Source organism: Aggregatibacter sp. 2125159857 (genome assembly GCF_017798005.1).
Classification (GTDB): domain Bacteria; phylum Pseudomonadota; class Gammaproteobacteria; order Enterobacterales; family Pasteurellaceae; genus Aggregatibacter.
In genome coordinates, this window is the sequence record NZ_CP072548.1 from 1,373,284 (window position 1) to 1,394,406 (window position 21,123).

A 21,123-nucleotide genomic window follows, 5' to 3' on the forward strand; every position below is an offset into this window, starting at 1 on the left:
ACAAACGCAAAAAAATAGCACTGATATGCTTCTCAGTGCTATTTTTGTTTATATCGACCTTGATGGCTGACTGAATGTCAAAAACTCACCTACGGTATGAAAAGAGCCAAAGACCAGCACGGTATCATTTTTATTCGCCATTTCCACCGCACTTTTCACGCCTTCTGCCACAGAATCGGCACTGCTGCCCTGCACCGTCAAATGCTGTTGTTCGGCAACTTGTCGCAAGGTGAGCAATAATGCTTTCCCCTCTTGCCCGCGATATCCCCCTAACGTGACGCAATGCCATTCATCCACCAGTGGAAGTAATGGCGTCAACACACCGACCGCATCTTTGTCTTTTAAAATCCCGCAAACGGCAACCAGTTTTCCCTGAGATTGGGCTTTAAGTGCGCTCAGTTTTTCCGCTAAATAACGTGCTGCGTGCGGATTATGCCCCACATCAATAATCATACGCGGTAGGTCTTCCACTTCGCGATCAACCATTTGCGCCAAATGCGTTAAGCTTTCCGGTTTCATGGTTTGAAAACGCCCGGTGAGCTCCACCTCAAGCAACGACTTTTTCACGGTTTCAAGAGAAATCTCAAACGGCAATTTTTGCACCGCCGCCAATGCAGTTGCGGCATTGGCTAACGGAATGTGGCAAAACGGTAAATCCGCGAGCAAATCCCACCGCACTTTTTCGTCTTCACGCGTGGTTTGCCATGTCCAACCTAGTTCTTGTTGACTAAAGTCCCAATCAAGATGACGACAAAATAATTGACAACCTAACGTTTCCGCATGCGCCAACATGGTTTGTGGAATGTTAGGCTCGCCGATAATCGCCGGTTTATTAGCGCGGAAAATACCTGCTTTTTCAAATCCGATTTGTTCGCGTGTAGAACCGAGAAAATCCGTGTGATCAATATCGATACTGGTAATGACCGCCATATCATTGTCCACGATATTCGTGGCATCCAAGCGGCCGCCAAGCCCCACTTCTAAAATCACTACATCCAATTTTGCCTGTTTAAACAAATGTAACGCAGACAAGGTGCTGAATTCAAAATACGTTAATGATTGCGTTTTGTTTTGTTCGATATAGGCAAAAGACGCCGTGTGCTGTGCATCATCCAACTCTTGATTCTGAATACGAACACGTTCGTTATAACGTAACAAATGCGGTGAAGAATAGACGCCAACACGATAACCCGCATTCAATAAAATGGTTTCTAACAAACGACAAGTGGTACCTTTTCCATTTGTACCGCCCACGGTAATCACGAAAGGTGCCGGCGTGAGCAAATCCAATTCTTGGGCGACAGATTTAATGCGTTCCAGCCCTAAATCAATCGCTTTAAAATGACTGTTTTCCAAATAAGAAAGCCACTCGTCGAGTGGCGAAGTGGCTTTTAAAATTGTGTTCATATTTATTCTTCTGTGATTAATTCGCTTTCCACAAAAGGAGATGGCTTATTCATCAATTTGCTGACCAAACTCGCCAAGGTATTACGCATATCTGCACGTTTTACGATCATGTCGATTGCGCCTTTTTCCAATAAAAATTCACTGCGTTGGAAACCTTCCGGCAATTTTTCACGCACGGTTTGTTCAATAACACGTGGACCGGCAAAACCGATTAATGCTTTTGGTTCGGCAATGTTGATATCGCCCAACATTGCGAAACTGGCAGAAACACCACCTAGCGTTGGATCCGTTAATACGGAAATGAATGGCACGCCTTTTTCACGCATTTTAGCCAACACGGCGCTGGTTTTTGCCATTTGCATCAGAGAGAACAGGGCTTCCTGCATACGTGCACCACCACTGGCGGAGAAACAGACAAACGGGCAATTTTCTTCAATGGCTTTTTCTGCCGCTTTGACAAATTTCGCCCCTACCACAGACCCCATGGAGCCGCCCATAAAGCTAAAGTTAGAGGCTGCAGCCACAATCGGCATATTGTATAACGTACCGTAAAATGCAATTAAGGCATCTTTTTCGCCGGTATCTTTCTGAGCGGCGCTAATACGATCTTTATATTTCTTTAAGTCTTTGAATTTCAAGATATCTTTCGGTTCTAACTCTGCCGCTAATTCTTGTACGCTGTCTTGATCCAATAAGCCCAATAAACGCTCGCGCGCATCAATACGCATATGGTGTCCGCATTTTGGGCAAACTTCCAAATGACGTTTTAATTCTTCACGATATAACACCTGTTCGCATGAGGTACATTTTGTCCACACGCCTTCAGGCACATTGGCCTTGCGGGAAGAAGACGAAGTGCTTTTACTAAAAATTCTATCAATCCAGCTCATATTTAACCTTTTTCTCTTGATTAACAAAAAATTGTGGGCTATTAGACCATAATTTTAAAAAATTTTATAGCAATTTATACTGATCTGATTAGTCATCAAGTGCGGTCATTTTCCCGAGTATTTTTATCTGATAAAAACGTTAGAAAAACTGACCGCACTTTGATCTGCACCCCAAAATCTGGACACCTATTTTGAGGTGCAGATTATGTCCTACTCTTATCAATTTCGTTTAGAAATTATCAAACTCGTCACCGAACAGGATTATGGTATCCGTGAGGTGGCTAAACTTCATAAAATTTCCCACGCTCTCGTCATTTATTGGCTAAAAGCATTTCGGGAAAGAGGGCTTGATGGCGTAAAATCGCCTTATACAAACCTTCAAACCCCGAAAATAGTGAAGCCAAAGATGAAGATGAAAAAGAAAGACATTGAAATCCCGGAAACAACAGACTTTTCACCTAAAGCGTTTAAAAAGTTACAACGAGAGCTCGCCTTGGCTCGTGCGGAGATTGCCTACCTAAAGGAGTTGGAGGCGCTCGACCGTCAAAAACAACGGCAGAAAAAAGAAAACTCATTGAATGATTGAAGCCAGACCACGCGTTAAATGATTTACTTCATGTGGCTAAAATGCCTCGCTCAAGCTTTTACTATAAAGAGATTAAGCGAAATTATCACGAGGTAAAAGAGGCTATCTTATCGCTGTATAAAAAGAACAAAAACCGAGATGGTTATCACCCCATGACGTTTAAATTACGCCAAATGGGTTTTAATTTGAATCATAAAACGGTGTTAAAGCTGATGAACGAGTTAGGTATTCATTCCATTTTACGCAAAAAAAGACATGGAAAACGTGGAAAAACATCGCATATTGCCCCGAATTTTCTGAATCGTGATTTTACAGCAACGGCACTCAATCAGAAATGGGTAACGGATGTAACGGATGTAACGGATGTAACGGATGTAACAGAATTTCATGTTGGGCAAGAAAAGCTTTATTTTTCACCGTTGATGGACTTGGCTAGCCGAGAAATTATTGCCTATAACTTTTCAACACGCCCGAAGTTTTCATTGGTAAAAAAGATGTTAGAACAAGGGCTTAGTCGGCTTAAACCGACAGAATGCCCGATTATTCATAGCGACCAAGGTGTATTGTATGGCACGGTGGAATGGGTGAAAATGTTGGAAGGTAAAGCGGTTCAAAGTATGAGTCGCCGAGGAAATTGCTACGATAATGCGGTGGTTGAAAGCTTTTTGGCGATATTAAAATCCGAGTGTTTTTACTCACGGAGCTATCATTCAATCGCTGAATTACAGGCTGAAATTGAAGAATATTTAAGTTAACTAACCTGTCCAACTTTTTGGGGGACAGATCGCTTTTTCCGCTAATTTTTACTTTATCCAATAGCGCTGTATAATGTCACGCTTTTGAATATAAACGATATGAGGGGGAAGCTCATGATTAAAATCGATACCTTACCGCAATTTTTGCGTAATAAAGTCGAGGAAAATGATGCCTTTGGTCTTGTGGAAGGGCTGTGCCAATTATTACGTAATAGCCCCACAGAAAAAATTTCTCCAACCTTACATTTATTTAAGTTTATCTTAAAAAACAACAAAGAATTAGGCTGTTCTGTTTCGAAATTATTATGTGGTTGGTTATGTGGTTTACGCCTTTACCCGTTGTTTATTAGTAGTGGTATTCTTACGCGTGGCGGTTTTGGGCAAGAAATGAAAACGCGTATTTATGAGCGTTTTAACCCGTCTTTTAAAGATATTAATGATTTACGTGATATTTTTTATTTATTGTTTAGCGATAAAAATGATGCACGCTGGATTGATGCCGTCCCCTTAAAAACGTGGCGAGGCATATTTGGCGTTTTAACCCGTTATACAGAACAAAAAGATCGGGAACGTTTAAAAAATCATATTGAAAGTGAAGGGCTATTTGCCATAGAGATGCTTTCAATTTGGATTGCAGCTGAAGATATGGATCCTGAGCTGATGCGAATGGAACCCTCTCTGTTAAATGCTGATTCACCTTTTGTTGCTTTACACCATGAGGTGGTTGATTGGGTAGCGGCGCGTCGCCAATCAATAGATTTTGATGATAGCCATTTACAGGTAATGTTTGATCAATGTAAGGCATTGATTATTGGCTTACAGAAACGTGGGGCAGTAGTGGGGTCTTCCTTAAATACAGCGTATTTATTAGAACGTCTTTCCCAGACTTTAGAACGATTAGAAACCTTGATGGCGATTTTTGTTTCAAATCGCTATTTGCCACGACGAATATTGTTATTAACCGGCTGTTTTGCCCGCGCAGCAGCAGAAAAACATAGCATCACCCGATTATGGAAACAAAGCTCAAGATTAATTTCACGTAGCATTACCCAAAATGCGGGCGATCATGGCGAGCATTACATTACGCGAGATAAAAAAGAGTACTGGGCAATGTTTTATTCTGCGGCAGGTGGTGGTGTATTAATTGCACTGATGGCGCTATTTAAAACCTATTTAGGCAGCATTATTGATGATAAAGTCTGGAAAGGTCTTGCCGAAGGTTTAAATTACGGCTTCGGTTTTATGGTGATCTTTATGTTGCATTTCACGGTTGCAACCAAACAGCCAGCCATGACAGCTGCTCGTTTTGCTGAGGCAGTAGAGAAAAATCCACAAGGCAAAACATTAAATATGAAATTAGCCCAGTTATTAGTGGATGTATTTCGTTCCCAAAGCGTGGCCGTTTTAGGCAATGTAGTAGTTGCTATGGGATTAGCGGCATTAATTGCTTTTGTTTATCAACATCAAACAGGTGAGCCATTGATGAATTCAGAGAAAATAGCCTATCAATTACACCGTATTGATCCTTTAGATGGTTCTTTATGGTTCGCAGCTATTGCAGGTGTATGGTTATTCTGCTCCGGAATTATTTCTGGCTATTTTGATAATCGTAGCAATTATTTGAATATGCGCATGCGTTTAGCACAACATCCGTTATTAAAAAAATTGATGTCTGAGAAGTCTCGCGTTAAATTTGCTAATTATATGCATGAGAATTATGGTTCGCTTATTGGTAACTTCTGTTTTGGTATGTTACTTGGGCTTACCGGTTTAGTGGGATATTTAACTCATCTCCCGTTAGATATTCGTCATGTTGCATTTTCATCAGCGAATTTAGGATATAGTGCAGTCAGTGGACAATTTGCCTATCCATTCTTTTTACAATGCATTGCTTTTGTGTTGCTGATTGGTTTAGTGAATTTAATGGTCAGTTTTTCATTGACACTTTGGGTCGCACTGCGCTCTTTAAATACGGAAATTGATAGCTGGTGGGCAATTTGGCATGAAGTTTGTCAAATTGTGAGAAAACGTCCATTAAGCTTATTTCTTCCTGTTCAATTAGATAAATAATCGGCTTAAGTGATCTGCACCCCAAAATCTAGACACCTATTTTGAGGTGCAGATTATGTCTTACTCTTATCAATTTCGTTTAGAAATTATCAAACTCGTCACCGAGCAGGATTATGGTATCCGTGAGGTGGCTAAACTTCATAAAATTTCCCACGCTCTCGTCATTTATTGGCTAAAAGCATTTCGGGAAAGAGGGATTGATGGCGTAAAATCGCCTCACACAACCCTTCAAACACCGAAAATAGTGAAGTCAAAAATAACAATCCGCACGTAAAACGTGCGGTTTTTAGGCTCCCCTATAAGGGCCTATACTTCACAAGCCCCTCAAGGGGGTTGTGAAAACTGACAACCGTGTCTAATTACTTCCTTGACTACCCCTTAAAGGGGTCAATATGTTCTTCCGTTGATAAATTATCTTGAACCATATCTTCTTTTTCTTGATTCCTTATATAGATCTTCATAACTTTTGTATTTAAGCCCACGATGCTGACAAAAAATCCTTTCACTCGGAAATGTCTATTTTCATATCTCTATTTTAGTGAATTATAGCGTGCAACTTGTTGCACGAAATCGTGAATGCCCGAAAGGGTTAAATAACGTTCCGTGCGTGATTCGGTCGTGCATCAAGATGCACGCTACGAGGGGTAAATAATCCTCCTATATGTTGAATTTTAGTTGTCAGCCTTGTTCATTATATAGCGAGGATTTTTTTCTGTTCATCGCTTAAGCTATTTGTCTCCATACGCATAGCGTATGGTTTTTATAGCCAGACTTTGCCTGGCTATAATGAAAAAGAAAGACATTGAAATCCCGGAAACAACAGACTTTTCCCCTAAAGCGTTTAAAAAGTTACAACGAGAACTCGCCTTGGCGCGTGCGGAGATCGCTTACCTAAAGGAGTTGGAGGCGCTCGACCGTCAAAAACAACGACAGAAAAAAGAAAAATCATTGAAAGATTGAATCCAAACTACGCATTAAATGATTTACTTCGTGTGGCTAAAATGCCTCGTTCAAGCTTTTACTATAAAGAGATTAAGCGAAATTATCACGAGGTAAAAGAGGCTATCTTATCGCTGTATAAAAAGAACAGAAAGCGAGATGGTTATCGCCCCATGACGTTTAAATTACGCTAAATGGGTTTCCATTTGAATCATAAGACGGTGTTAAGACTAATGAATGGGTTAGGTATTCATTCCATTTTACGTAAGAAAAGACATGGAAAACGTGGAAAAACATCGCATATTGCCCCGAATTTGCTGAATCGTGATTTTACAGCAACGGCACTCAATCAAAAATGGGTAACGGATGTAACGGAATTTCATGTTGGGCAAGAAAAGCTTTATTTTTCACCGTTGATGGACTTGGCTAACCGAGAAATTATTGCCTATAACTTTGCGACACGCCCGAAGTTTTCATTGGTAAAAAAGATGTTAGCACAAGGGCTTAGTCGGCTTAAACCGACAGAATGCCCGATTATTCATAGTGACCAAGGTGTATTGTATGGCACGGCGGAATGGGGGAAAATGTTGGAAGGTAAAGCGGTTCAAAGTATGAGCCGCCGAGGAAATTGCTACGATAATGCGGTGATTGAAAGTTTTTTTGCGATACTAAAATCAGCGTGTTTTTACTCACAGACTTATCATTCAGTCGCTGAATTACAGGCTGTAATTGAAGAATATTTAAGTTAACTAACCTGTCCAACTTTAGGGGGGCAGATCAAAGCGCGGTTAAAAATTTAGAGGATTTTCAACCGCACTTTAGTCTTATTATTCAGCCAGTTCTGTTTGCTCGTGTGCCATCAATTCTTGACCAACATCATCTAGCAAACTTAAATAACGTTCATAATGTTTCAACATATCGGCAATTAATTCATCTTGATCCATATATTGCACATCATAACCCACTCGTCCATCAAAGAAATAGGTGTATGGCTCATAAGTCATACTATGCTGGATATGTGGCAAGTTATCATCATTAATTAATTGCTCTGACACCTCACGACCGATAGATTTCACCCCATACATAAAGTCTCGCATCGATTCTTTTTGAATGACCAATTCCACTGCAGGCTCATCTTGTTCAAATAACGTGTTAATTTGTACACTCAATTCATATTTACCAATTAATTCTTGGCGTAGCTCACGCATAGCCGGTAATACCGTATGTTTAAGGAAGCGTAAAATATCTTTTTCTTGCGTTTGGTTCATCATTTGTTCCAAACGTTCTTTCCACTTATCCCCCGTCCAGAAAATACTGGTTGGATTAACTTTGGTATCAAAATATTTTTTATCCGCATTCAAGCCTTTCCATAAACTAAAACACATCAACAACATCAACATGGCGAAAGGTAACGCCACTAATAGTGTCATTGCCTGTAGATTAGCCAAACCGCCTGATTGCATCAAAACAATGGCGACAACTGACATTAATATGCCCCACATCACGGCCTGCCAACGAGGTGCTGCAAGGCTTTTATCGCGTGATGCAATGTTATTTAATACATAAATACCGGAGTCTGCTGAGGTGATAAAGAATAAAGAAATCACCACCAAGCTCACTAAGCCCGTCACGCCAGAAAGCGGTAAATAATCTAAGAACTTAAAGAGCAACGTTTCAGGCGAAGAAATCATTTGCCCTAACGTACCTGCAGCTTCACCATCATTCAACCAAATGGCTGTATTACCAAATACGGTAAACCACAAGATACCGAACATGCTAGGAATCACCAACACGCCGAAAATAAATTCACGAATTGTACGCCCTTTCGAAATACGAGCAATAAATAAACCGACAAATGGCGCCCAAGAACACCACCATGCCCAATACAGAATTGTCCAACCGCTAAACCAGCCAGTATGTTCTTGTTCATAAACATAGGTTTTGAAGCTTAATTGTACCAAGTTGCTGAGGTAGGTTCCGATGTTGTCGCTAAAAGCGGATAACAAATAAAGTGTTGGCCCCGTCACTAAGACGAAAATCAACAAACAGAAAGCGAGTGTTAAATTCAGCTCACTTAAGATTTTTACCCCTTTCCCTACACCGGAAATCGCGGAAAATATCGCTAAACTCATTACCACGGCAATTACGACAACTTGCAAGCTGAAGCTATTTTCACTAATCCAGCCTAATTGATGTAAGCCTGCACCCAATTGTGATGCACCAAAACCTAATGTCGTGATAACACCAAATAAGGTGGCAAGTAACGCCATAATGTCGATAAGATCACCTAACTTGCCATTAATACGCTCTTTCAATAACGGATAGAAACAAGAACGTAATGCCAAAGGTAATTTGTAACGGAATCCAAAGTAAGCTAATGCCAACGCAATCGTGCCATACACCGCCCAGGCATGAATTCCCCAATGGAATAAGGTGTGTAACAAGGCTTCTTGTTGTTTATGCTCTGCTGTGCCCGTAGTAATGTCAGATAAGTAATGTGTTAAGGGCTCTGCCACACCAAAAAACATCAACCCCACCCCCATACCGGCAGCAAATAACATCGCTAACCAAGAGAGAAAACCGAATTCAGGCTCTTCTTCATCATTACCCAGTTTGATATTACCTAGGCTACTGACCGATAAAATGACTAAAAAGCCCAAAAATACTGAGAATGCTAAGACGTAAAACCAACTAAAGTTGGCAAAAATACCCGATTTGGCGGCATTTAATAAAGTTTGTGTTTGTTCCGGTGCGATTAAAATCATCGCAACAAGTAACACCACAAAAAATAACGTTGCACCAATCACTAAAGGATTGAACGACGTTTGTTTTTCTATAAATTTAGATAAAGACAAGCTTTCTCCTTAAAAATCAAGTGAATAAAAATAAATCAGATTAAATAAAATAAGGTCTTAAGACCAAAATGAGCGATGGAACCATCGCAAATGACAGCACGGAGAAGTGCGATTTTGAAGGAAACGCTCAGTAGGATTTGAGTGAACTGTTTCCAAATGCGAAATTTATACTAACAAAATATCATTATTTTTTCAAATTAACGAAAATTTAAATAGCGTAAAAGAAAAAGTGCGGCCAGAAAAATCGTTAAGCCCGAAGTTTTCATTGGTAAAAAAGATGTTAGAACAAGGGCTTAGTAGGATTAAACCGACAGAATGCCCGATTATTCATAGCGACCAAGGCGTATTGTATGGCTCGGCAGAATGGGTAAAGATGTTGGAAGGTAAAGCGGTTCAAAGTATGAGTCGCCGAGAAAATTGCTACGATAATACGGTGATTGAAAGTTTTTTTGCGATACTAAAATCAGCGTGTTTTTACTCACGGACTTATCATTCAATCGCTGAATTACAGGCTGAGATTGAAGAATATTTGGTGTATTACAATCAAAAACGAACTAAACTTAGTTTAAAAGGATTGAGCCCGGTGCAATACCGAGCTCAATATTTAAGTTAACTAACCTGTCCAACTTTTGGGGGGCAGATCATTTTGCTACGCTAGCGCAAAAATCTCACAAAGGAACACGTATGAAACCGTTATTATTGGCACTCTCTTGTGGTGTCTTCTTTAATCTTGCCGAGGGGCATCAAGCGACTTCTGCCGGCAATTTAGAACCGGCGATCATCCCTAATGCGCAAGAATATATGCTTCACAGCCAATTTACGAAAAAAGATTATCGCATTCAGGTGATGCCTGTTGGAGAAGTAAAGCATATCGGCTATTCCGTCCTTTATGTATTAGATGGCGATGCCCTTTTTCCGGCGGCTGCCAGCATGGCGCAAAACATGATGGCGCGCGCGCAAGAAACCAATGCCGTGCCATTTTTAATCGTCGGCATCGGCTACCCGAATACTCAACTTCTTAATCCAGCAGAACGCGCGCAAGATTATACGCCGCCGTCAGGGCGTTACGATAATACCGGCGATAAAACCAATAAAAAATTTGGTGGTGCGGAAAATTTTTATCGCTTTATTCAGGAAGAATTAGCACCGGATTTACATCGTCGTTTTTCAATTAACACGGCGCAACAAAACATTTTCGGACATTCTTATGGCGGCTTATTTAGTTTATATAGTTTGTTTAATCACCCGAATGGATTCCGCAACTATCTTATCGCCAGCCCTTCAATCTGGTGGAATCAGCAACGGATTTTGCAAGATTTCCCTGCATTTTCCGAACATCTGCAAAACATAAAAGAGAATATTGGCGTGCGTTTCACCGTTGGGGAATATGAACAAAAATTGGCGCCCTATATGAAACAAGATCCTCAACGACAAAAGCAGCTAGATCAGCGCGCCATGGTGACGCAAGTCAACAATTTAGCGGAAAAACTGAATGGGCTGCCTAATGATAAGTTAGCGATTGTGAGTAAAATTTATCCTGAAGAAACCCATATGACCAGTGTCATGCCTGCTTTATTAGATGGTTTGAAGTGGCTTTTTTCTCGCTGTAAAACACAAAAGGATTGTGAATTTTAAACATCAAAGTGCGGTGAAAAAATGTTGTACTTTCTCACCGCACTTTGTCTTTATTTATAGCCAACCAAAGTCTGGTTATAAAAACTATACGCTATGCGTATGGAGTCCTTCCTCGTAGCGTGCAACTTGTTGCACGAATAATTAACCTCGATACGTAATTTACGATTTTGTGCGTAGCATACATCTTGTTACACGACGGAACCACGCACGGAACGTTATTTAACGCTTTCGGGCATCCATGATTTCGTGCAACAAGTTGCACGCTACGATTCACTAAAATAGTGATATGAAAATAAACACAGTTACTGGTTTTCATAAGCCCCTTGAGGGACTTGTGAAGTATAGGCCCTTATAGGGGAGCCTAAAAACCGCACGTTTTACATGCGGATTGTTATTCGTCCTATTCATTCTTATTCGAATTTGCTTTATTTTTCTGATTATGTACGTTTAAACGCGCTCCGCGAATGCCATTGCATATTCGTCACATTGTTCTTCTCCGCCTAAGCTGACAAAACCCTCAACCGATTTCTTGTGTTTCATGATGTTATGATACAATCCAATCATTTTTCCCATTAGGTCAGAGTGAGTCAAAATATGATGAGTTTATGGTCTGCTATTTTCATTTTAATTCTGCTGATTATTATCAGTGCTATCGTCTCCTCCGCTGAAATTTCCTTGGCGGGCGCACGTCGCATTAAATTGCAAAACATGGTGAACGAAGGTAACACCAAAGCGGCGTTGGTATTGAAATTACAAGAACAACCGGGGCGTTTTATCACGGTCGTACAAATTGGTTTGAATATGGTTGCCGTGCTGGGCGGGGTGATTGGCGAAGCAACAATTCGTGTTTATTTACAAGCTTTCATTAATCAATACACGGAGGCGCCTTGGGAGGAAAGTGCCGCTTCATGGCTGGCGTTTATCATCGTCACGGCTTCTTTTATTTTATTCGCAGATTTAATGCCAAAACGCTTGGCGCTGCTCAATCCTGAAGCAATGGCGTTGCGCACGGTGCGTATTATGCAAGTTTGCATTTTCCTGCTGAAGCCGATTGTTTGGATTTTCGACTCGTTAGCGAATATCATTTTCCGTCTGTTTAAAATCTCTACGGTACGAGTAGAAAGCATGACGCCGGAAGACATTGTCGCCGTGGTGGATGCCGGTGCTGAGGCCGGTGTGCTAAAAGCCCAAGAGCATTATCTCATCGAGAATATTTTCGATATGCAACAGCGTACCGTAACCTCTACCATGACCACGCGCGAAAACATTGTGTTTTTAGACCGCACTTTTAATCGTCAACAGGTGCTGGATACCCTAACAAAAAATTCGCACTCTAAATTAATTATTTGCGATAAAGGTTTAGATCACATTCTTGGCTATGTGGAATCGCACAGCTTGCTCACCTTATTCTTAAAAGAAGAACAAGTGCAGGTAACCGACCACCGCTTATTGCGCAAACCGCTATTTGTACCGGACACGCTGTCTTTATATGAAGTGCTGGAACTGTTTAAATCCACCGGTGAAGATTTTGCCATCATTGTGAATGAATATGCCTTGGTTGTGGGAATTGTAACGTTAAATGATGTGATGAGCATTGTGATGGGTGAATTGGTTTCTAATGAAGAAGAACAAATTATCCGCCGTGATGAAGATTCTTGGCTTATTGATGGTGCGACTCCATTGGAAGATGTGAAACGCGCCTTAGATATTGAAGCCTTTCCACATGATGAAAATTACGAAACGATCGCCGGTTTTATGATGTATATGCTACGCAAAATCCCGAAAAAAACCGATTTCGTGTTGTTCGATCGCTATAAATTTGAAATTATCGACACCGAGAATTTCAAAATCGACCAACTGATGGTGTCTTTCCGTAAAGACTTACCGCAGGAAGAAACAACGATAAATTAGCCTGCCATTTTGCCGCAGGCTAACCTAAAGACGCGTTTGAATTAATGTAGTTTTAAGGATGGACGCAAGAAACGATTTAAACGGCCGACTACAATAATTAAGCCGGTTTTAAAACACCCATGCAAAGCCGCTTGGTGCATACGATACAGGGAAACGTACATCCATTGGGCAATTTTACCTTCGATGGTCATCGATGAACCACCGGTTAATTTGCCACCTAATGCACCAAATGCGGTAAATTCAGATAATGAAACCAACGATCCTTTATCGTTATATTTAAATTCTTTCAGCAGTTTCCCTTCAAATAAGGCAATAATGTTTTTCGCACAGAAACTGGCCATTTGATGAGCCGCTTGCGCTTTCGGCGGAATAGGCTTTCCATCATCTTGCATAAAGAAACAGCAATCGCCCATAGCAAAAATCGTGTCATCTTCTGTCGTTTGCAGGGTTTTCTTCACAACTAACTGATTAATTCGATTGATTTCTAAGCCATCAAAATTTTGGGTAATGGATGAAGTTCGAATACCTGCTGACCACACGATTAAATCTGCCGGAATTTGGCTACCATCTTTGGTAATCAAGCATTTTTTATCTGCCTCGACGATCATGGTATTGGTTTTTACTTTTACACCTAACTTGCTTAATTCTTCTGTTGCATCATTAGAAATGCGTTCAGGCAAAGCCGGTAAAATTCGCGGGCCTGCCTCAATCAAGGTAACTTTTAAACGACTGCTGTCAATTTCGCCATAACCATAGGAAGACAGATGTTCTGCGGCATTATATAGCTCGGCAGACAGCTCAACCCCCGTCGCACCGGCGCCCACAATCGCAATATTAATGTGGCCGTCCTCCGCTAATTGCTGCTTGCTTTCTTCTTCGCCAATATCATCCAACGCTTGGTTTTCACGGAATTTTAAGAATAATTCCAACATTTTCTGTTGAAAGCGCATTGCTTGTGCCGGGCTATCTAAAAAGATGCAATTCTCCGCAACACCTTTCGTATTGAAATCATTCGATTTACTTCCGATAGCAATGACTAAATAATCATAAGGAATACGACGGGAGACCACAATCATATCGCCGTCTTCACCATATATCGGCGCAAGTTCTACGTATTTATGTTGACGATTTAAACCGACCATAGATCCTTGCTCAAAATGGAAATGATGATTATGCGCATGCGCACGATAACTCAACGCCTCTACCCCATCATCCAAGGCGCCTGTCGCCAATTCGTGTAATAAGGGCTTCCACAAATGCGTTTGATTCCGATCGATCAACGTGACATTTGCACGCTTTTTACGCCCCAATTTGTTTCCTAAATAAGTCGCCAGCTCTAAACCACCGGCTCCCCCACCAACGATAACGATGTTTTTCATAAGTTTTTCCTAAATAAAAATAATTAAACTAAACACAAAAAAGTTACACAATAGCTCAATAGGCCCCTTTACGTCTCAATACAATATTTACCGTTTTAGCGAGAATGACAATATCATTCCACAAAGACCAATTTTTTACATACCAGGCATCTAAATAAACCCGAGTAGAATAATCTACATCATTACGTCCACTAACTTGCCACAAACCAGAAATGCCCGGTCGGACCATTTTATAATAAATAAGATCATCTCCGTAGTACTTCAACTCTAACCTTGTGACAGGACGGGGGCCAACCAGGCTCATTTCACCTTTAAACACATTCCATAATTGAGGTAATTCATCAAGACTGGTTTTACGCAAAATATTACCTATTGGTGTAATGCGAGGATCATTCTTAAGTTTAAATTCTTTATTCCACTGCTGACGAGCTTCAGGATCTCTTGCCAAGATGTCTCTCAAAGCTTGTTGTGAATCCACAACCATTGTACGGAATTTATAGCATTTGAATGTCTTACAGTTACGACCCACTCTCACTTGGCTATAAACAACATTTCCGCCATCTTTTCGAATAATTAAAAATAAACAGAAGAATAACGGCGCAAGCAAAAATAATAACACTCCAGAAACAATAATATCAAACGAACGTTTTACAAAGCGAGTAGAGCGTTTGGCAAGATTATTTGGAATACGTAATACAATTGTTTCTGAGCTAAAGAAATGTGAAATTTCTGCACCATAAAGAGGAATACCTTGTAATGCAGGAATAATGGATACATTACGAAAATTCAAAGCAGACAGTTTTTTTACCCAGTAAGCCAATAAGTCCGACTCATTACTCTCTAAAGCAATAAATACTTTTTCATAATGATTTAATTGTGTCAAAAACACTTGCTCAGAAATAAAATCGACATGCTTAGCAAAAACCCCTATTTTCTGGTCAGATACAAACGCGTTTACTTTATAACCTAAATTGGTTTCTTGCTGAATAGCTTTGTAAGCACGAAATGCATTACCCCCTGTGCCGATAATGACACTGGGCATTTCCCATAATTTCATTATTTTCAGGATTTTCTTACAAAAAAAACGAAAAATTGGAAAGCAAAGGAACAATACGATATAGACAGATATCCAAGTTTCGGTGGGATCATGAATCTTAGCAAAAACTAATAATGCTAAATTAATAAAAGAAATAACAAAAATAGAGAAATAAATATCTTTCAATTCATCCCAAAATGGCTTTCTATATGTATAATGGCGATAAAATATCCAAAGAATTACAATACAAGCCAACATAGCGAGTATAAAAGACCCGACACGATAAATAGATCCTTTAAATTCTAAGACATCGCGAGAAAAATCATCTAATGGAGAAAGCCAGTAACCAACAACAATCGAAAAAACAAACGAACAACAATCTGTCAGAATTAAACTTGCCTTATTGATGAGAGGCGTTGAATATTGCACCTTTGTCATTTTTTCCAATATCCCTTGTGCATACTTAGCCACCTACACCATGCATAAGGTAGCTTTTTATAATGATAACCTAATTTAAAACCAACCCATTTGGCAAATGTTGATAATAGCGCTTTAGGTAATAAGTGCGGTGCATTTTTAGATAGAAATTTTAATTCTGAAAGCACGAACTTTTTCCCCTCCGAGGCTGCTTTACCGAAGGTTTGTTGGATCCATGCCTGATCACGCTGAAATACACCAGTATCAAAATAACGTTGAAACTCTTGTTTTAATGTATAGTTATGACTGTGAAATACTGTTGCCTCCGCGCAATAGGCAACTTTATACCCCGATAAAATCATTTTTGCCGTTAAATACATATCTTCCGCTAAAATAGTATCATCCGGAAATCCACCTAATTCCTCAAAAACGGATAGGCGATAAGCCGCAAAAGAATTTGACATAAATGCTGTCTTTATTCCAAGTATAGAAATATCCGCCTGAGATTTCACTTTTGATTCAGACGGATAGTTAAAATAACGGGCATGAGCGGCTAACGGTGTTGCATTATGATGTGGTAACTGTCGCCCACAAACAGCAGCCACTTTAGGATCGGAAAAAGGCGCAAGTAAATTAACCAATGAATCAGAAGATGCCAAAATTGCATCTTGGGTCATAAACACCACAATATCTGCAAAATCTTCCGAAAATTTGACCGCTTGATTGCGCGTTCCCCCGTGATTAAACGCCGATAGTGAAATCGAATGTACACAAAACCCTGCATCTTCTGATAATTTGACTGTCTCATCAAAAGAAGAGGAATCAATTACAATCACTTGACTGGCTTTCAAGGATTGGGATTGATAGGCGTGAATCCAATCTTGCCATTGATTGCCCGCATTGTAGGTTGGTACGCATAATGCAAACGAAAGAGCGGTCATTTTTCGTCCTTATTTTAGCAAAAGGGATAATAGCCACTGCTTTAATTTTGGCACACTTTGGTACTCTCTTTTTGAAGAAGGAGGTAAACAATGTGGTTTGCCATATTGTGTAGCAAATTGTTCAAACATTTTAACTTGCCGGATTGCCTGACGAATATTTCTCCAGTAAGACTTAAATCGAATAAAATAATAAAATAGACGCAATTTATGGTTAAACACCCCCACTTGATTTTGGCAATGTTGACGATAATCTAGCAAAGGCTTATTTATAAATTGTATTTCACCATAATAGCGCGCTAACAGTGCCAACCACCAATCGTGCATATAAAGTTCAGAAAGTTGCGTATAAGATAAAGAATCTAGTGCTAGATTACGTAAGGCACGATTAATCATACAGGCTGCGCCTTGCACACAGTTTTTGTACAAAATCGAATCGTCACTTAAGCATTTGACACTTAAAGCCTGATAAGCAAAAAAACTTGGCGAAATTTCATTATTTTGTTCATCAATCAAACGTGCATCGCTAAAAATGAGTGTTGGCATAGCATTATTTTGCTTTTCTGCAATCTTGGCAAACTCAACGAGTTTATTAGTATGCCAAATATCATCTTGATCCGATAAAAAGGTAAAGTCTGCTTCACAATATTTTAATGCAAACAAAAAATTAGCAATCACGCCTTTTCTCGGACCTTGTATAATCTCATAATTAGTAAAATTAGCATTTGTAAAGGTATTTTTCACAATAGAAATCGTCTCATCACAAGATCCATCATCAGACACAATAATTTTCTGTGGCAAAATGGCTTGTGATAAAATACTTTCTAATTGTGAGGATATAAAAGATGCACCATTGAAGGTACAAATTATTACACCATAATTAAGCATGGTTATTTATAATAGATAACATTTGTTCAATTCTAGTTTTATAAGTATGTTCTTTTATAGTCCTTTCTTGCGCATTTTTGGCAATATTCATCAATTCATGGTCTTTATCTAGTAGTCTAGAAGTAATTTCTTTCAATTCATTGATAGAATCAAATAATAAAATTTCTTTTTTATCAGTATAGTATTCAGTAATCTCTAAAGATTCAACATAATATAGCTGTACAGTTCCTGCCATTGCTGCCTCAAATGTTCTTGGACCTGGTGTAGAAGCTGTTAATTGAAATCTTTTGTTACCAAGATCTAAATGTCTTCCTAAGTTAAAAATAAACTTACTTTTATTCATCATATCTGGTAATAAAGCGTTATCTATTCTTTCATTAATTGTAAAAGAAAGTTCTTCTGGCCAACCTGCTCCTTTAACTGTAGTCTTTAACTTTGAAAGATATTTCCCAGCATCTTTAAAAAATTGAATACGATTTGGGAACGCTACACCACAGAAGAAAGCATCATACGTCCAATTATTATTAACTTCTCTAAAATGTGCTTTTTTAGAAGCAGCCATAGGTAGATGAAAACACTTATTATGTTCATAAAATTTTGATGCCCACTTATCATTAGAAAAAATAAAGTCAGCAATATCTAAAATCTTATAATTATAATCTTGCTCGTATGGATCATCATGTAACCAAAAAACTAATATAGCATTTGTTTTGTTACATGCTATTTTTAATTCTGAATAGTTACATAAATCTGGCATACAAGAACCAAATACTAAAACCACATCAGAAGGGTTATTTAATTGTTCCTTAGCAGCATATGCTAAAGAGACATTTTTTACATTTTTTTTTCCAATTACTTGTTCAATACCTTCGCAAACATAATCCCTCATAACTGTATTATGATTGATAATGTCAGGAGAAGCACCGGTCAGAAGAATTTTTTTCATTAAATTATTTGCCTCTAAATGAGTTCAGTTTGTTACAAAGTTTGGCTTTTGTTTTATAAATCGTAGTTTTAATACCGTTTTGTTTCGTATAATTTAATATAAATCGCATTAAATGTAATGGATTTTTAGGTATACCAACTGGAATAACTTCTAGATTATTGTCTTTTTTAGCCCAAAATATAGAGGAAAAGTGAATATTACAAGTAAATAGATCAATCTTATTTTTATGTTCTTTAGTATTGTAATAGCTAGTATTAGCTAACTTTCTATATACATCAATGATCCATTCGAAATGCGATTTCTTATTTTCTATATTTTCCCTATATTTATTTATATTTTCTTTTTTGAGTAAGATTTCTTCTCTGTTATCAGACAATCTTAACAATAAATCTACAACTTCCCCAACATTATTAGGTTTTACTTTATAACCTAATTCAGGCGTAACGCGTTCGCCTAATGCGCCAAGATTGGTAACAATAGGAACGATATTAGAAGCCCATACTTCAGATAAAGTTATACAGAATGTTTCAGGCCAAGTTGATAAATGTAAAGATATATCTTTTCCTGTTAATACTTTTTTTAGGTCGCTATTTTTATATTCTCCATAGAATGTTACATGAGGGAAATTTAATACATTTATAGCATGAGCGAATTCCCCATCTATTCTTCCATAAACATAGAATCTTAATTTACTATTTCGTGTCATATTAAAAACTCTTAATAAGACATCAGCACCTTTTACCCTTGTAAAATTACCAATAATAAGAATATCTAAATATTCTTTCTCGGAAATAGAATTATTATAGATAGCAATCTCTGAAAAATCACCATTATATGGTATAGCTCTTACTGTATTATTTAAAAGCGTATTTTCAGGATAGATTTCTTCAATATATCTCTTCGTTGTACTTGAATTATAATGAATTAAGTTAAATGACTTAAATAATTGACTCCAAAATGCAATACGACTTTCCTGACTTCCAAATTGAATTCCCTCAGAATCAGCTAATAAAATATCACTATTAATATTTGAGTTAAAATTATCAAAATCAAATTTCCCCTGATTATCTAAAAGATTAAATCGATGTGATATAGGGAAATAATCATGTACACTAAATATGCTAGGAATTCCTAAAGACTTAGAAATAAATGGCAGCGATGGAATATGTCGAATTAGGTGCTGATAATGTACAAGATTTATATTATATTTAGATAAAATATAAGCAAACTTATGTTCTCTTTGCTCACAACTTAACATATATTCACTTATTGTTGGCAAAGGAGATAAGAAAGAAACGCGCTCAATAATATTATAATAACCATCTAATAATAAATACTCTTCGCCTTCACCTTTATCTTTATTTGGCACATAATAAAAACAATTAAAATCTTCATTAATTTTTTCTTTTAATATATCGATATATATTTCAACACCGCCAAATGGGCTGAATTTACAAACATTATGAGCAACAATAAGTATATTTTTTTTGATAGATAATTTAATCTCATTCTTATCTTCTGGAATCTCTTTTACTTTAGATAAGATATAATCTACACGATTTTCATATAAATGAAATTTCTTAACTTTTTCCTGTGCAGATAATGCAATTTTATTTCTTTCAGCGTCATGTTTTAAATAATATTCAATTTTATCAATACATTCTTCAGGAGATGAAAACGCAATATAATCTTCATTTTCAACGAAATAATCATTTACGCCAGGAATGTTGCGATCAATTAACTGCAAGCAACCAGCTAAGGCTGATTCAAATAATCTTGGACCAGGAGTTAATGCTTCTTCTTTACCATCAGAAGCTGTAAATTTTCTATGTAAAGATAATACTATTTTGCTCTGATTAGAAAAACGAGCAAATTCATTATTTGGTGTTTTCCAATTATATTCAGATGGGTTTAAGCTTAAATTAATTGGTGGTAGATATTGATTAGTTGGTAAAGCTAGCTTTAATTTTATATCAGAGAAACATTCTTCTATCATTTTTAGAGTTTCTACTCTATTTGGCCAAGCTGTTCCAGCAAAAAATAAATCATAGCGATTAGCGTTGCTTATTGGAAAATAATGTAATTCTTCTGAAGCAGCCAAAGGTAAATGAAATGCCTTACCTGGATATTCTTCTAAGCTACCCTTATCATTAGTAAATACTAAATCAAAGTATTTAGAGTTTTCTATATTAATTTTAATTTCATATGGATCTTCAACATACCATACTAGACTTTTTTTACAAATTTGCTTTAATCGAGAGCAAATAATAGGTTCAATTTCTTCACCATCAAATGCAATAAATAAGTTACATTGATTTTCAATAGCCTTATTTATAGCATTTCCATAATGAGCTACAGTTACACTTTCTACGTCCTTATGCTTTTTTAGCGCATACTCAATACCCAACATTAAATAATGATTGGGATTATGTTTTTTTGTATCTAATAATAAAATTTTCCACATATTAAAT

The 21,123-nt window shown here is 38.0% G+C and carries 16 protein-coding genes and 3 pseudogenes; 9 read left to right on the top strand and 10 right to left on the bottom strand.

Translation table 11 applies throughout. From position 1 onward, the window contains the following. Positions 1–48: 48 nt before the first annotated feature. Entirely contained in the window at positions 49–1,407 is a 1,359-nt protein-coding gene (gene folC / locus J5X96_RS06855) for a bifunctional tetrahydrofolate synthase/dihydrofolate synthase (protein ID WP_209362545.1), read from the bottom strand. A gap of 2 nt (positions 1,408–1,409) precedes the next feature. After that, positions 1,410–2,297 (bottom strand): acetyl-CoA carboxylase, carboxyltransferase subunit beta, encoded by an 888-nt coding sequence (accD, locus tag J5X96_RS06860; protein ID WP_209362547.1) that lies wholly within the window; start codon positions 2,295–2,297, stop codon positions 1,410–1,412. A 205-nt stretch (positions 2,298–2,502) separates the two neighbouring features. Here accD and J5X96_RS06865 point away from each other — a divergent pair, with 205 nt between their 5' ends. From J5X96_RS06865 to J5X96_RS06880, 4 genes and pseudogenes are all read left to right on the top strand, one after another. After that, complete coding sequence (locus J5X96_RS06865) at positions 2,503–2,883, top strand: transposase (RefSeq protein WP_209362549.1); 381 nt, start codon at positions 2,503–2,505, stop codon at positions 2,881–2,883. Then, the gene (locus J5X96_RS06870; protein WP_256436789.1) at positions 2,880–3,638 is read left to right on the top strand and encodes an IS3 family transposase; all 759 of its coding nucleotides are present in this window, start codon (positions 2,880–2,882) and stop codon (positions 3,636–3,638) included. Before J5X96_RS06865 ends, J5X96_RS06870 begins: the two co-directional genes overlap by 4 nt. A 114-nt stretch (positions 3,639–3,752) precedes the next feature. Further along, positions 3,753–5,708 (top strand): site-specific recombinase, encoded by a 1,956-nt coding sequence (locus tag J5X96_RS06875; protein WP_209362552.1) that lies wholly within the window; start codon positions 3,753–3,755, stop codon positions 5,706–5,708. A 55-nt stretch (positions 5,709–5,763) separates the two neighbouring features. Continuing rightward, positions 5,764–5,967 (top strand): annotated as a pseudogene (locus J5X96_RS06880) (transposase); the annotation flags it as partial. 112 nt (positions 5,968–6,079) lie between these two features. Here the strand turns inward: J5X96_RS06880 and J5X96_RS09785 are convergent. Next, positions 6,080–6,238, bottom strand: a pseudogene (locus tag J5X96_RS09785) (IS200/IS605 family transposase); the annotation flags it as partial. Positions 6,239–6,494: 256 nt separating this feature from the next. Here J5X96_RS09785 and J5X96_RS06885 point away from each other — a divergent pair. Together J5X96_RS06885 and J5X96_RS06890 are read left to right on the top strand one after the other, a co-directional pair. After that, positions 6,495–6,668, top strand: a pseudogene (locus J5X96_RS06885) (transposase); the annotation flags it as partial. Positions 6,669–6,880: 212 nt separating this feature from the next. Next, complete coding sequence (locus J5X96_RS06890; protein ID WP_209362556.1) at positions 6,881–7,396, top strand: IS3 family transposase; 516 nt, start codon at positions 6,881–6,883, stop codon at positions 7,394–7,396. A 78-nt stretch (positions 7,397–7,474) separates the two neighbouring features. On the opposite strand, the gene J5X96_RS06895 is transcribed toward J5X96_RS06890, so the two are convergent. Beyond that, complete coding sequence (locus J5X96_RS06895; RefSeq protein ID WP_209362091.1) at positions 7,475–9,502, bottom strand: BCCT family transporter; 2,028 nt, start codon at positions 9,500–9,502, stop codon at positions 7,475–7,477. Between the two features lie 277 nt (positions 9,503–9,779). On the opposite strand from J5X96_RS06895, the gene J5X96_RS06900 reads away from it, so the two are divergent. From J5X96_RS06900 to J5X96_RS06910, 3 genes are all read left to right on the top strand, one after another. Continuing rightward, positions 9,780–10,115, top strand: coding sequence for an IS3 family transposase (locus tag J5X96_RS06900; protein ID WP_209362558.1), 336 nt, complete (start codon positions 9,780–9,782; stop codon positions 10,113–10,115). Positions 10,116–10,186: 71 nt separating this feature from the next. Next, a complete protein-coding gene (locus J5X96_RS06905) occupies positions 10,187–11,137 on the top strand; it encodes an alpha/beta hydrolase (RefSeq protein WP_209362560.1) in 951 nt (316 codons plus the stop codon). A gap of 597 nt (positions 11,138–11,734) precedes the next feature. Further along, a complete protein-coding gene (locus tag J5X96_RS06910) occupies positions 11,735–13,048 on the top strand; it encodes a hemolysin family protein (protein ID WP_209362561.1) in 1,314 nt (437 codons plus the stop codon). Positions 13,049–13,089: 41 nt separating this feature from the next. Here J5X96_RS06910 and J5X96_RS06915 read toward each other — a convergent pair whose 3' ends face one another. From J5X96_RS06915 to J5X96_RS06940, 6 genes are read right to left on the bottom strand one after another with little or no spacing between them, the layout of a single operon-like run. Continuing rightward, positions 13,090–14,427, bottom strand: a complete 1,338-nt coding sequence (locus J5X96_RS06915; RefSeq protein WP_209362569.1) for an NAD(P)/FAD-dependent oxidoreductase — start codon at positions 14,425–14,427, stop codon at positions 13,090–13,092. A 55-nt stretch (positions 14,428–14,482) separates the two neighbouring features. After that, positions 14,483–15,901: an undecaprenyl-phosphate galactose phosphotransferase WbaP gene (gene wbaP, locus J5X96_RS06920; protein ID WP_209362571.1), complete on the bottom strand. Its 1,419-nt coding sequence runs from the start codon at positions 15,899–15,901 to the stop codon at positions 14,483–14,485. Next, the gene (locus J5X96_RS06925) at positions 15,898–16,821 is read right to left on the bottom strand and encodes a glycosyltransferase family 2 protein (protein WP_209362572.1); all 924 of its coding nucleotides are present in this window, start codon (positions 16,819–16,821) and stop codon (positions 15,898–15,900) included. Before J5X96_RS06925 ends, wbaP begins: the two co-directional genes overlap by 4 nt. A gap of 9 nt (positions 16,822–16,830) precedes the next feature. Continuing rightward, positions 16,831–17,706 (bottom strand): glycosyltransferase family 2 protein, encoded by an 876-nt coding sequence (locus tag J5X96_RS06930; RefSeq protein ID WP_209362574.1) that lies wholly within the window; start codon positions 17,704–17,706, stop codon positions 16,831–16,833. Continuing rightward, positions 17,699–18,652, bottom strand: a complete 954-nt coding sequence (locus J5X96_RS06935) for a glycosyltransferase (RefSeq protein ID WP_209362583.1) — start codon at positions 18,650–18,652, stop codon at positions 17,699–17,701. Before J5X96_RS06935 ends, J5X96_RS06930 begins: the two co-directional genes overlap by 8 nt. 4 nt (positions 18,653–18,656) lie before the next feature. After that, positions 18,657–21,116, bottom strand: a complete 2,460-nt coding sequence (locus J5X96_RS06940; protein WP_209362585.1) for a glycosyltransferase — start codon at positions 21,114–21,116, stop codon at positions 18,657–18,659. Between the last annotated feature and the right edge of the window lie 7 nt (positions 21,117–21,123).

What these genes read in the sequence shown, in the direction of transcription:
- folC (WP_209362545.1), bottom strand. Translation starts at nt 1,407, where the DNA reads ATGAACACAATTTTAAAAGCCACTTCGCCACTCGACGAGTGGCTTTCT.
- accD (WP_209362547.1), bottom strand. Translation starts at nt 2,297, where the DNA reads ATGAGCTGGATTGATAGAATTTTTAGTAAAAGCACTTCGTCTTCTTCC.
- J5X96_RS06865 (WP_209362549.1), top strand. Translation starts at nt 2,503, where the DNA reads ATGTCCTACTCTTATCAATTTCGTTTAGAAATTATCAAACTCGTCACC.
- J5X96_RS06875 (WP_209362552.1), top strand. Translation starts at nt 3,753, where the DNA reads ATGATTAAAATCGATACCTTACCGCAATTTTTGCGTAATAAAGTCGAG.
- J5X96_RS06890 (WP_209362556.1), top strand. Translation starts at nt 6,881, where the DNA reads ATGAATGGGTTAGGTATTCATTCCATTTTACGTAAGAAAAGACATGGA.
- J5X96_RS06900 (WP_209362558.1), top strand. Translation starts at nt 9,780, where the DNA reads ATGTTAGAACAAGGGCTTAGTAGGATTAAACCGACAGAATGCCCGATT.
- J5X96_RS06905 (WP_209362560.1), top strand. Translation starts at nt 10,187, where the DNA reads ATGAAACCGTTATTATTGGCACTCTCTTGTGGTGTCTTCTTTAATCTT.
- J5X96_RS06910 (WP_209362561.1), top strand. Translation starts at nt 11,735, where the DNA reads ATGAGTTTATGGTCTGCTATTTTCATTTTAATTCTGCTGATTATTATC.
- J5X96_RS06915 (WP_209362569.1), bottom strand. Translation starts at nt 14,427, where the DNA reads ATGAAAAACATCGTTATCGTTGGTGGGGGAGCCGGTGGTTTAGAGCTG.
- wbaP (WP_209362571.1), bottom strand. Translation starts at nt 15,901, where the DNA reads ATGACAAAGGTGCAATATTCAACGCCTCTCATCAATAAGGCAAGTTTA.
- J5X96_RS06925 (WP_209362572.1), bottom strand. Translation starts at nt 16,821, where the DNA reads ATGACCGCTCTTTCGTTTGCATTATGCGTACCAACCTACAATGCGGGC.
- J5X96_RS06930 (WP_209362574.1), bottom strand. Translation starts at nt 17,706, where the DNA reads ATGCTTAATTATGGTGTAATAATTTGTACCTTCAATGGTGCATCTTTT.
- J5X96_RS06935 (WP_209362583.1), bottom strand. Translation starts at nt 18,652, where the DNA reads ATGAAAAAAATTCTTCTGACCGGTGCTTCTCCTGACATTATCAATCAT.
- J5X96_RS06940 (WP_209362585.1), bottom strand. Translation starts at nt 21,116, where the DNA reads ATGTGGAAAATTTTATTATTAGATACAAAAAAACATAATCCCAATCAT.